General features: G+C 69.5%; 9 protein-coding genes. 7 read left to right on the plus strand and 2 right to left on the minus strand.

Annotation, left to right across the window (positions count from 1 at the left end):
* Positions 1-97 precede the first annotated feature (97 nt).
* Positions 98-550 carry a GNAT family N-acetyltransferase gene (locus tag Q9R33_RS01980; RefSeq protein ID WP_056370784.1) on the plus strand — a complete coding sequence of 151 codons (453 nt, stop codon included), beginning with the start codon at positions 98-100 and terminating at the stop codon, positions 548-550.
* Between the two features lie 161 nt (positions 551-711).
* Positions 712-1680: an acetylxylan esterase gene (locus Q9R33_RS01985; protein ID WP_310247581.1), complete on the plus strand. Its 969-nt coding sequence runs from the start codon at positions 712-714 to the stop codon at positions 1678-1680.
* A gap of 13 nt (positions 1681-1693) precedes the next feature.
* On the opposite strand, the gene Q9R33_RS01990 is transcribed toward Q9R33_RS01985, so the two are convergent.
* Positions 1694-3829 carry an alpha-galactosidase gene (locus tag Q9R33_RS01990; protein ID WP_311292687.1) on the minus strand — a complete coding sequence of 712 codons (2136 nt, stop codon included), beginning with the start codon at positions 3827-3829 and terminating at the stop codon, positions 1694-1696.
* Positions 3826-4851, minus strand: a complete 1026-nt coding sequence (locus tag Q9R33_RS01995) for a LacI family DNA-binding transcriptional regulator (RefSeq protein ID WP_056370789.1) — start codon at positions 4849-4851, stop codon at positions 3826-3828. Before Q9R33_RS01995 ends, Q9R33_RS01990 begins: the two co-directional genes overlap by 4 nt.
* 289 nt (positions 4852-5140) lie before the next feature.
* Between Q9R33_RS01995 and Q9R33_RS02000 the strand changes: the two genes are divergently transcribed.
* From Q9R33_RS02000 to Q9R33_RS02020, 5 genes are read left to right on the plus strand one after another with little or no spacing between them, the layout of a single operon-like run.
* Positions 5141-6454, plus strand: coding sequence for an ABC transporter substrate-binding protein (locus Q9R33_RS02000; protein ID WP_056370792.1), 1314 nt, complete (start codon positions 5141-5143; stop codon positions 6452-6454).
* Between the two features lie 20 nt (positions 6455-6474).
* Positions 6475-7467, plus strand: a complete 993-nt coding sequence (locus Q9R33_RS02005; RefSeq protein WP_056370794.1) for a carbohydrate ABC transporter permease — start codon at positions 6475-6477, stop codon at positions 7465-7467.
* A complete protein-coding gene (locus Q9R33_RS02010; protein ID WP_310247568.1) occupies positions 7464-8372 on the plus strand; it encodes a carbohydrate ABC transporter permease in 909 nt (302 codons plus the stop codon). The genes Q9R33_RS02005 and Q9R33_RS02010 overlap by 4 nt, the downstream gene beginning before the upstream one ends.
* Positions 8369-10849, plus strand: coding sequence for a glycosyl hydrolase 2 galactose-binding domain-containing protein (locus tag Q9R33_RS02015; RefSeq protein ID WP_311292688.1), 2481 nt, complete (start codon positions 8369-8371; stop codon positions 10847-10849). The genes Q9R33_RS02010 and Q9R33_RS02015 overlap by 4 nt, the downstream gene beginning before the upstream one ends.
* On the plus strand, positions 10846-11826 hold the full coding sequence (locus Q9R33_RS02020; protein WP_396654057.1) for a glycoside hydrolase family 113: 981 nt from the start codon (positions 10846-10848) through the stop codon (positions 11824-11826). The genes Q9R33_RS02015 and Q9R33_RS02020 overlap by 4 nt, the downstream gene beginning before the upstream one ends.
* Positions 11827-11859: the final 33 nt, after the last annotated feature.

Here is an 11859-nt window from a genome sequence, read left to right on the forward strand (position 1 = left end):
AGATATCTCGACGTCAAGATACTTCGGCGTATGAACACCGTGTTAATCCGACGTCCGGACGATGCCGGATGCCGTCATGAGGGCTAGCCTGTCGTCCATGGGTGATCTGCGACTCGTCGAACTGTCCGCCGCGACCATCGTGGCGGTCAACAATATGTCGCTCAAGCCTGGCCAGGAGGAATACCTCTCGCCGGTGAGCTACGGCATCGCAGCGACGGTCGTGAACCCGCAGACGACCTGGCAGCGCGTGGTGGTCGACGGCGAAGAGGTCGTCGCGTTCGTCAGCGGCAACTTCGACCTCGACGACCCGCAGGAGCACTTCCGCTCGGTGCTGTGGCGCATCAACGTCGACGCCGACGACCAGGGCCGCGGTGTCGGCCGCTTCGCCGTCGCGGGGCTTCTCGAAGAGGCGCGCAACCGCGGGATGGACCACGTGAACGTCATCTACGAGGCCGGCGAAGGCGGTCCGCAGGCATTCTTCGAGCGCGTGGGCTTCACACCGGTCGGCGAGACCGAGTACGGTGAAGTGATCGCAGAGATCCGTCTCTGACGCAGAGCCGCACGATCGACCCGAAGACTTCCCCACACAGCGCCCGCCGGGCGCACAGAGACCGGCGGCGGGGCCTCGAATACCCCTCCCCCATCGAGACCCCGTCGCCTTCTCGGTCCAGACCGTCGAAACGCTTCCGCGCGACGCGCTAGGGTGAGCGCGTGCCGAGATTCGATCTGTCCCCCGCTGAGCTCGCGGACTACGCCCCCGACGTCCGCGAACCCGCCGACTTCGACGCCTTCTGGGCCGAAACGCTCGCGCAGTCGCGGCAGTGGGATGCCTCCCCCGACGTCGTGCGCCTCGAGACGCCGTACACGCTGGTCGATATCTTCGACGTGACGTTCCCCGGCTTCGGCGGCGACCCGGTCAAGGCGTGGCTGACCGTCCCGGCCGGTGCCGCAGACCCCCTCCCGACGGTGGTCGAGTACCAGGGCTACGGCGGCGGCCGCGGACTCGCCGGCGAACGCCTCGGCTGGGCCGCCGCCGGCTACGCCCACCTCTTCATGGACACCCGCGGCCAGGGCTCGATGTGGGGCTCGGGCGGCGACACCCTCGACCCGCACGGCACCGGTCCCTCGTCATCGGGTTTCATGACCCGCGGCATCGAGGATCCCGAGACCTACTACTACCGCCGGGTCTTCACGGATGCGGTGCGCGCCGTCGACGCCGTCCGCACGCTCCCGCAGATCGACGCCGGCCGCATCGCCGTGTGCGGCGCGAGCCAGGGCGGCGGCATCGCCATCGCCGCGGCGGGATTGTCGGACGGCCTCGTCGCTGTCATGCCCGACGTGCCGTTCCTCTGCCACTTCGAGCGCGCCGTCGGCCTCACCGGCGACGACCCCTACCAGGAGGTCGTGCGGTACCTCGCCGTGCATCGCGGTCGCGACGAGCGCGTGTTCGAGACGCTGTCGTACTTCGACGGCGTGAACATGGCGAAGAGAGCGGATGCTGCGGCCCTGTACTCCGTCGCCCTCATGGACACCATCTGCCCGCCGTCGACCGTGTACGCGGCGTACAACCGTCACACCCACCCGGCGAAGCAGATCGAGGTCTACACGCACAACGGCCACGAGGGCGGTCAGGCGTTCCAGTTCCCGAAACAGGCCCGCTTCCTCACCGACCTGATCTGAACCGCGGCCCTGGTCAGAGGGCCTCGAGGTGGAGCACGAACGCCTGCAGCGGCCACAGCGTCGGCAGCTGCAGGCCGACCTCGGCGAGCAGCGACCCCGGCAGCTCGATCTCGCCGGCGGTGAACCACTCCGGAGCGATCCAGCCGTACTCGGCAGCGCCGATCTCGCGGCGCACGCGCACCCGGTAGCGACGGTCTCGGTCGAGCCCGGGAACGCGGAGGCGCTCGGCGCGAGCATCCTCGAGGCTCGCCACCGTCGCCACGACGACGACCGCCGCGTCGTCCGTGACGAAGCCCGTCGCACGCCAGGCGGGATCGCGCAGCTCGGGGTGCAGCATCCGTCCGCCGTGGACGATCGGCCGCAGCTCCTTGTAGAGCGCCGCGAACCGCGTGATGGCGGCGGTCTCGTCGTCGTCGCACGACAGGATGTCCCACTCGAACCCGGCCGAGCCCATGAGGCTCGTCGCCATGCGGTACGACAGTGCGGTGGTGCGCCCCGACGAGTGCGACGTCGTCGGTCCGACGTGCGCGCCGACGAGTTCGGGCGGCAGCAGCAGGCCGGTCCAGCGCTGGATGTCCTGGCGTTCCACCGGGTCGTTCGAGTCGCTCGCCCACACCCTGTCGGTGACTTCGAGGATCCCGAGGTCGGTTCGTGCACCCCCGCTCGAGCAGGACTCGATCTCGAGCGACGGATGCCGCGACTTCAGCTGCGCGATGAGCTCGTAGACCGCCGTCATCTGGGCGTGCCCGCCGGGGCGCCCGTCGTGCATGCTCTCGACGAGGTCTCGGTTGTGGTCCCACTTGATGAAGTCGATGCCGAGCTCGCCCACGAGCGCGTCGATCTGTCCGAGCACATGGGCGTAGGCGGCCGGATTCGCGAGATCCATCACGTACTGCCCGCGCCACGACACCGCCGGATCGTGCTCGAGGTGCCCTGCGTGGTGCAGGAGCCAGTCCGGGTGGGCGCGCGCCACGTCGGAGTCGAGGCTGATCATCTCGGGCTCGAACCACAGCCCGAACTGCATGCCCAGCTCGTGCACGCGCGCCGCGAGTGGACCGAGACCGTCGGGCCACACCGCCCGGTCGACGACCCAGTCGCCGAGACTCGTGGTGTCGTCGCGCCGCCCCTGGAACCACCCGTCGTCGAGCACGAACCGCTCGACGCCGACCGCGGCTGCGCGTTCAGCGAGCGCGGCGAGCCGGGTGGGTTCGTGGTCGAAGTAGACGGCCTCCCACGTGTTGAGCACAAGGGGGCGGGCGGATGACGGATGCTGCGGCCGCGCGCGCAGCCAGGTATGCACGCGGTGCGCGAAACCGTCGAGGCCCTCGGCCGTGTGCACGAAGGCCGTGCGAGGCGCCCGGTACTCCTGGCCCGGCGCGAGCCGGATCTCGCCGGGACGCAGCAGCTCCCCCGCGCCGATGAGCGTCACCGCGTCGGTGACGCGGTCTATCCGCGTCGTGAGGTCGCTCGACCAGGCGAGGTGCACACCCCACAGCGCGCCGGTCTGCCAGCGCGGAGCGCCGATCCCCGCGATCGTCGCGACCGGGTTGTCGTGCCCCGGGCGGCCGCGCCGCGTCTGCCGCACCGTCGCCCCGGCGGGCATCGACGTCACGACCGGGCGCTTCTCGCGCGCCCAGCGGCCGTCGAAGGTCAGCAGCGTGTCGGTCGTCGACGGCACCGGCAGCGTCGCCTCGAGCCAGTCGACGTCGACCGGCGCGGCACCCGTCGCTCCCTCGTGCGCGAGCGCGTGCTGCACCCACACGACGCCGCCGGCCTCGATGCCCACCGTGATCGCCAGACGCAGGCCGGATGCCGCGTCCCGCGCCTCGACGGTGAACGACCGGTCGTCGGCCTCGATGCCTGTCACGTCCCACCGCGCGTGGTGCACGACGCCGTCGCGGCGCAGCTGCATCCCGGGGCGCCCCGTCCAGCCGTCGCCCTCCTGCGGGGACAGCGAGACCTGCCACGCGGCGTCGAGCGTGCCCGGAGCGGTCTGGCGGCTCAGCGCCTTCGCGAGGGCATCGGCATCGGCATCGGTGATCCCGCCGACGGGCGCACCCCAGTGCAGCACGTGCGGAAGACCCGGACCACGGGCGTCGACGAGCACGCCGACGCCCTCGCTCTCGAGACGGATGAAGCCGGGGGTCATGCGGGGGTCCTCTCTGCGGGGGTGCGTTCGCCGGTGCCGCGCTCGACGATCCAGGTCGGCATCTCGAGCTGGCGGGTGAAGCCGGCGGGATCCTGCATGCGCTCGATCGCGAGCGTCGCAGCGGCCCTGCCGAGCGCCAGCGGGTCGTAACTGATCACGGTCACCCCGAGCACGTCGGCGGTGTCGAAGTCGTCGAAGCCGACGAGGGCCGTGCGGCCGTCGTCGTGGAGGTCGCGCAGCACGCGCAGTGCGCCGATCGTGACGCGGTTGTTGCCGGTGATGATGGCGGTGGGCGCGTCGTCGCGGTGGAGCAGATCGGCGATGAGGCTGTCGGCGGGTCGCGACAGGTCGTCTTCGAGGCGCTCCCACGCCGAGGAGTCGCGGATGCCGTATGCCGCCAGGGCGTCGCGATAGCCGCGCAGGCGCTCGGCCTGCGTGTAGACGGACGCCGGGTTGCAGATGTAGCCGATGCGCCGGTGGCCGCGCTCGAGCAGTCGCGTCGTGGCGTCGAACACCCCGCGGTGGTTCTCGAGCACGATCGAATCCGCGACGAGGTTGCGTGCCGGCCGGTCGATCGCGATCACGGGCGTGCCGAGATGGCGCTCGCCCTCGAGGTACGACTGGTCGTCGGCGACGGGAATGAGCAGCAGCGCGCCGAGGCGCTGACCGAGGAGGGCGTCGGCGACGCGCTCCTCTCCCTCGGCGGTGTCGTCGGTGGTCGCGACGACCAGCGAGAAGCCGTGCGCCGACAGCTCGCGTTCGATGCCGGCGGCGAGCTTGTAGTAGAACGGGTTGTTCAGCTCGCCCATGATGAACCCGATCGTGTTCGTCGGGCCGCCGCGGCGCAGATTGCGCGCCAGCGGGTTGGGGCGGAAACGCAGCCGCTTCGCGGCGCCGAGCACGCGCTCCACCGTCTCCGGCGCGACGAGGTCGCGGTGCGTGAAGACGCGCGAGACCGTCTTCGAGCTCACTCCCGCGAGTCGCGCGACGTCTTCGAGCGTCGCGCGCTGCTGAACGGTCATCGGGGCCTCCTTGCCGGCGGGGTTCACGCTAGCACCTGGCGTCCGGAAATGTCCACGTAGGACATTGCTCAGACATCGGGATGCCGCGTGGCGAAGGGATTACGAAATAATCCCAGTTCAGTGGGCTTGTTTCTTCGAACCTCGACGATCGGACAGGACAAGACAGCGATGACATCGAACGCTTGCGGAAACGCTTCGAATCGCTCTACTCTGACGGCGCGACGAACCACGCAACGGTGCGACGACGCGCACCGGCAGTTCAAGGGCGAACCTGACAAGGAGAAATCACATGGCGAAGAAGGCACTGGCGGGCATCGTGCTGCTGGCCACCGCCGCGGTCGCGATCAGCGGCTGCGCGGGCGGCGGCGCGGGCGATGCCGACAACACGATCGACGGCGAGATCAAGGGCGACATCAAGGTCCTCACCTGGCGCACCGACCTCGTGCAGGACGGCACGTACGACCGCTACGTCGAGGAGTTCGAGAAGAAGTACCCCGAGGTGAACGTGACCATCGAGGCCGTCACCGACTACGCGACCGAGATGCAGACGCGCATGTCGACCACGAACTACGGCGACGTCCTCGGCATCCCGACCATCCAGCCCGACCAGTTCGAGCAGTTCCTCGAGCCGCTCGGCAAGACGGCGGACTTCGAGGACACCTACCGATTCCTCCCCGCCGCCAGCTACGACGGCACCCAGTACGGCATCGCGTGGGGCGGCAACGCCAACGGCGTCGTCTACAACAAGAAGGTCTTCGAGGCGGCCGGCGTCACCGAGCTCCCGACCAGCGAGGAGGAGTGGCTCGAGGCCCTCCAGAAGGTCAAGGACAACACCGATGCGATCCCGCTGTACACCAACTACAAGGGCGGGTGGCCGCTGACCCAGAGCTTCGGCAACCTCGGCGGCGTCACCGACGACGCCGATGCCCCGATCACGCTCGCCGAGGACCCGGCACCGTGGACCGAGGGCACCGACGTCTACGCGATCGACTCCCTGCTCTACGAGAGCGTGGCGGCCGGCCTCACCGAGGACGACCCGCTCACCACCGACTGGGAGCAGTCGAAGGTGCTCATCGGCACCGGCGAGGTCGCGGCGATGACCCTCGGCTCATGGGCCGTGTCGCAGATGAAGGCCGCCGCCGAAGACAACGGCGCCTCGGCCGACGACATCGGGTTCTTCGCGTTCCCGGCGAACGTCGACGGCCAGCAGTACGCCGTGATCGGCGGCGACTACAACCTCGGCGTGAGCAAGCACTCCAAGGCGAAGGCCGCGTCCTGGGCGTTCATCCAGTGGATCGTGGGCGAGTCCGACTACACCGACGTGCAGGGCATGGTGTCGACGCTGAAGGACGACCCGCTCCCCGAGTCGCTGACCGACTTCGAGGCCGCCGGCGTCGAGCTCATGGAGATCAACCCGGCCCCGGCCGGCAAGGAGGCGCTCCTCACCGAGACCGCGAATGAGGCCCAGATCGACCTCTACGGCCCGATCTACCGCCAGAAGCTCGTCGACATCGCCCGCGGCGCCGCCGACGGCGACAAGGAGAGCTACTTCGCCGAGCTCAACGACAAGTGGGGCGCCGCCGTCGAGAGCCTCAAGGGCTGACGGAAGGGGGCGGCAGAGACATGGCCATCGCAACTCCTGGCGCGGCACCGGCGGATGCCCCTGCTGCCCTCTCGGCGCCCATGCGCGGCCGCCGGCTCCGCGGGATCTCCCGCGGCGCCGGCGGCCGGCGGGGCGGCTCCGCAGGCCGGAGCGTCATGCAGCACCTCACGCCGTGGCTGTTCCTCGCCGCGGCCGTGGGCCTGCTGCTGCTGTTCACCTACTGGCCGGCGATCAACCTCTTCTACTACAGCGTCACCGACTGGGACGGCATCGACCAGCAGAAGAACCTCGTCGGGTTCGAGAACTACGTGCAGGTCTTCACCGATCCGCGCATCTTCTCGGTGTTCTTCGTCAGCCTCTACTACTTCGCCGCGTCGTTCTTCCAGATCGCCATCGCGCTGTACTTCGCGACGATCCTGAGCTTCTCGACCCGATTCTCCGGCTTCTTCCGCGGCGTGCTGTTCTTCCCCTACCTGATCAACGGCGTCGCCGTCGGCTTCGTCTTCCTCTACCTGTTCCAGCCCGGCGGCACGCTCGACACCGTGCTGAGCTGGTTCGGCGTCACCGAGCCGCCGCAGTGGCTGGGCGACCCCGACGTCGTCAACTGGTCGCTCGCCGCCACGTCCGTGTGGCGCTACACCGGCATGGGATTCGTGCTGTTCCTCGGCGCGATCCAGTCGATCCCCCACGAGCTGTACGAAGCCGCCGACATCGACGGCGCCAACCGCTGGGCGCAGTTCTGGGCGATCATCTTCCCCGGCATCCGCCGCGTCGTGGGCCTCACCGTGATCCTCGCGATCGCCGGCAGCCTCAGTGTGTTCGAGGTGCCCTTCGTGATGACCGGCGGGGCGAACGGCTCCTCCACATTCGTCATCAACACGCTGCAGACCGCGTTCAGCTACCGGTCGGTGGGTCTCGCCTCGGCGATGGCCGTCGTCCTGCTGATCGTCGTGCTGGTCGTGACATGGATCCAGCGCAGAGTCTTCCCCGACGAGAAGGTCGATCTCACATGACCACCACCGAAGAACCGCTCCGCACGATGCCGCTGCGGACCAGCCCGCCCGAGCCGAAGATCCGCGGACGCTCGCCCCTCGAGCGCGTGCGCTCGGGGAGCGCCACGACAGCGAAGTACACGAGTCTCATCGTCGCGGCCGTCGTCACGATCCTGCCGCTGTCGGTCCTGCTGTTCGCCGGACTCAAGACCGCCCCCGAGTACGCGCAGACGGGGCCGTTCACGCCGCCGTCGAACTGGCTCAACTTCGACAACTTCGTGACGGCGTTCGTCAGCGGGAAGATGCTCGAAGGCTTCGTGAACACCACGATCGTCCTGGTGGTGTCGCTGGTGGGCACGATCTTCATCGGCACGATGGCCGCCTATGCGCTCGACCGCTTCAACTTCCGCGGCAAGCGACTGGTGCTCGCGCTCTTCCTCATCGCGACGCTGATCCCCGGCGTCACGACGCAGGTCGCGACCTTCCAGCTGATCAGCGCCTTCGGCCTGTACGACTCGATGGCGGCCCTGATCATCCTGTTCATGGGCACCGACATCATCGCGATCTACCTGTTCATCCAGTTCATGCAGTCGATCCCGGTCTCGCTCGACGAGGCGGCGATGATCGACGGCGCGAACCGATGGACGATCTACTGGCGCATCATCCTGCCGCTGCTGCGGCCGGCCATCGCGACCGTCGTGATCATCAAGGGCATCGCGATCTACAACGAGTTCTACCTCCCCTTCCTCTATCTGCCCTCGCAGGGATTCATCTCGACCTCCCTGTTCCGATTCAAGGGCCCGTACGGCGCGCAATGGGAGGTGATCGCCGCGGGTACGATCCTCGTGATCATCCCCACGTTCATCGCCTTCCTGCTGCTTCAGCGCTGGATCTACAAGGGCCTCACCGCAGGAGCCGTCAAGTGACCTCTTCCCTCTCCTTCCGCCCGATCGACGCCGGCTGGACGCTGCGGGCGTCCGCCGGACCTGCTCCCGGGGGACTCACGGATGCCGTCGCCGCCGTCGTGCCCGGGTGCGTGCACACCGACCTCCTGGCCGCGGGTCTCATCCCCGACCCGTTCCTCGACGACAACGAGTCGGCGCTGGCCTGGATCGGACTCGTCGACTGGACGTACGCGACGACATTCCCTTGGACGAAGGATGCCGCGGACCGCACCGATCTCGTCTTCGAGGGCCTGGACACCGTGACGACGATCCTGCTCAACGGGCGCGCGGTCGGCTCGACGGCGAACCAGCACCGCTCGTACCGGTTCGACGTGCGCGACGCGCTCGTCGAGGGCGACAACGAGCTCGTGGTGCGCTTCCGCTCGCCGGTGAAGTACGCGAACGAGCAGAGCGTCGCACTCGGCGTGCGCCAGCGGCCGTACCCGCTCCCGTATGACGCGATCCGCAAGTCCGCGTGCAGCTTCGGCTGGGATTGGGGCATCGCGACCTACACGAGCGGCATCGTGAAGCCGGTCGGGCTCGAGTCCTGGTCGGTCGCGCGTCTCGCGCAGACGCGCGTCGTCGCTGCGCCGGACGGCGACGGCGGCACGATCACGGTGGACGTCGAGCTCGAGCGCTCGCGCCACGACCCTGTCGTCGTGACGGTGCGCGTCGGCGGCGTGGAGACATCCGGCGGCCTGGCCGGTGATGACACGACCACGACCGTGACGCTCTCGCTCGCCGAGGTGGAGCGCTGGTGGCCGGTCGGGTACGGCGCGCAGCCTCTGTACGACGTCGAGGTCGAGCTCGTCGCAGCCGCCGACGGCATGGTTCTCGATCGCACGGCGCGCAAGGTCGGATTCCGGGACGTGCGCTGGGACATGACGCCCGACGAGGCCGGCACGCCGTTCACACTCGTCGTCAACGACCAGCCGGTGTTCGTGAAGGGCGTCAACTGGATCCCCGACGACGCACTCACCGTGCGCGTCACGCGCGACCGCGTGCGGCGCCGCTTCGAGCAGGCGCTCGACGCGAACCTCAACCTCATCCGCGTCTGGGGCGGCGGGCTCTACGAGTCCGACGACTTCTACGAGCTGGCCGACGAGCTGGGGCTGCTGGTCTGGCAGGACTTCCTGTTCGCGTGCGCGGCGTACGCCGAGGAGGATCCGCTGCGCTCGGAGGTCGAGGCGGAGGCGCGCGAGAACATCGTGCGCCTCGGCCACCATGCGTCGCTCGTGCTGCTCACCGGCAACAACGAGAACCTGTGGGGCTACGAGGACTGGGGCTGGAAGCTGCGCCTCGACGGCAAGACCTGGGGCGCGCACTACTACTACGAGCTGTTCCCCGCGCTCGTCGCCGAGCTCGCACCGCACGTTCCGTACGCGCCGGGGAGCCCGTTCAGCCCCGGCATGGGCTGGGACGGCCAGACGCAGACCGGCCCGCACCCCAACGACGAGCAGCACGGCTCGATGCACCTGTGGGAGCAGTGGAACCGTCGCGACTGGCACACCTACCGAGAGCACACGCCGCGGTTCGTCGCCGAGTTCGGCTGGCAGGGGCCGCCGGCGTGGTCGACGCTCGTGCGCTCCGTGTCGGACGCGCCGCTGACCCCCGAATCGCCCGGCATGATCGTGCACCAGAAGGCGATGGAGGGGAACACCAAGCTCTCGAACGGGCTGATCCCCCACTTCCGGATGCCGGAGGCCATGGAGGACTGGCACTGGGCGATGCAGCTCAACCAGGCGCTCGCCGTGCGCACCGCTCTCGAGCACTTCCGGTCGTGGGCGCCGCACACCCAGGGCGCGATCGTCTGGCAGCTCAACGACTGCTGGCCGGTCACGTCGTGGGCCGCGATCGACGGCGACGAGCGTCCGAAGCCGCTGTACTACGGGCTGAAGAACGCGTTCGCCCCGCGGCTGGCGACGATCCAGCCCCGCGACGGCGGGCTCGCCGCGGTGCTCGTCAACGACACGGCCGAGCCGTGGTCCGGCGGATTCGTGGCGCGACGCGTGGGGTTCGCGGGCGACGAGCTCGCCCGGTTCGAGACCCCGGTCTCGCTGAGCCCGCGCGAGACGGTGACCGTGTCGCTGCCCGCCGACGTCGCCGTGGCCGCCGACCTGGCCTCCGAGCTCGTGGTGGCGGGCGTCGACGACGTGCGGGGCTTCTGGTTCTTCGCCGAGCCTCGGGACTCGGCACTCGGCGCGGCCGAGGTCGAGGTGCACGCCGAGCCGGTCGCCGACGGCACGCGGGTCACGCTCACCGCTTCCACACTGGTGCGCGACCTCACGCTCCTCGTCGACAAGGTCGACGCCGATGCCGTGGCATCCGATGCGCTCGTCACCCTGCTGCCGGGCGAGAGCGCGACGCTGATCGTGCGCCACGACGGCGGCGGGCTCGCCGCATCCGCCCTCTCCGATCCGCGCGTGCTGCGCACCGCCAACGAGCTGGTCGCCTCGTGACCGCCGCGACCACCCAGGCGCTCGGGCCGTACGTGGCCGGAATGACCTGGGGATGGACGGGCGTGCGCGGAACATGGGGGACGGCCGAGGCATCCCAGTCGCTGCGGCTGATGGCCGACCACGCAGTGAATTGGACCGCGCTGGCGTACGCGGCCCTGCAGGACACCGCGCAGTCGACCGAGGTGCGGTTCCGCGAGGAGCCGACGGTGACCGACGACGAGATCGTGTGGGCGATCCGCGAGGCGAAGGCGCTCGGGCTGAAGGTGTGCCTGAAGCCCGTCGTCAACGTCGCCGACGGCACGTGGCGCGCGCACATCGGGTTCTTCGACCAGGACGTCCCGGGCGAGCCGACGTGGGGCGAGTGGTTCGCGTCGTACCGCGAGTTCATCGTGCACGCCGCGAGCCTCGCGGAGGCGGAGGGCTGCGAGATGCTCTGCGTCGGCTGCGAGATGGTGCGCGCCGACGCCCGCGAGGCCGAGTGGCGCGAGCTCATCGCCGCCGTGCGGGCCGAGTACTCCGGCATCGTGACGTACAACTGCGACAAGTACCAGGAGGACCGCCTGGGCTGGTGGGACGCGGTCGACGTCGTGAGCTCGAGCGGCTACTACCCCATCGACGGGTGGGAGGCCGAGCTCGATCGCATCGAGGCGGCCGTCGCCGCGACGGGCAAGCCGTTCTTCTTCATGGAAGCCGGCTGCCCGTCGCGTGAAGGGTCGCCGGCACGCCCGAACGACTGGTCGCTGCCCGGGAAGGTTTCACCCGGCGAGCAACTGCGGTACTACAGGGTCATGTTCGAGGCATGCGACGCCCGGCCATGGGTGCGCGGCTTCATGCTGTGGGACTGGCCGGCACGGCTCTACTCCCCAGGCGAGGCGCCCGCGAACGACGACTACTGTCCCTACGGCAAGCCGGCGGGCGCATTCCTGCGCGAGGCATACCGTGCGCGCTCGCGCGGCACGGACGCGGTGCGGGCATGACCGCGGTCGACGCGCGGGGGGCTTCTGCCGAAG

It is taken from the genome of Microbacterium sp. PRC9, from assembly GCF_031844125.1.
In the GTDB taxonomy this organism is placed as follows: Bacteria; Actinomycetota; Actinomycetes; order Actinomycetales; family Microbacteriaceae; genus Microbacterium.

What these genes read in the sequence shown, in the direction of transcription:
- Q9R33_RS02005 (WP_056370794.1), top strand. Translation starts at nt 6,475, where the DNA reads ATGGCCATCGCAACTCCTGGCGCGGCACCGGCGGATGCCCCTGCTGCC.
- Q9R33_RS01990 (WP_311292687.1), bottom strand. Translation starts at nt 3,829, where the DNA reads ATGACCCCCGGCTTCATCCGTCTCGAGAGCGAGGGCGTCGGCGTGCTC.
- Q9R33_RS01995 (WP_056370789.1), bottom strand. Translation starts at nt 4,851, where the DNA reads ATGACCGTTCAGCAGCGCGCGACGCTCGAAGACGTCGCGCGACTCGCG.
- Q9R33_RS01980 (WP_056370784.1), top strand. Translation starts at nt 98, where the DNA reads ATGGGTGATCTGCGACTCGTCGAACTGTCCGCCGCGACCATCGTGGCG.
- Q9R33_RS02000 (WP_056370792.1), top strand. Translation starts at nt 5,141, where the DNA reads ATGGCGAAGAAGGCACTGGCGGGCATCGTGCTGCTGGCCACCGCCGCG.
- Q9R33_RS02010 (WP_310247568.1), top strand. Translation starts at nt 7,464, where the DNA reads ATGACCACCACCGAAGAACCGCTCCGCACGATGCCGCTGCGGACCAGC.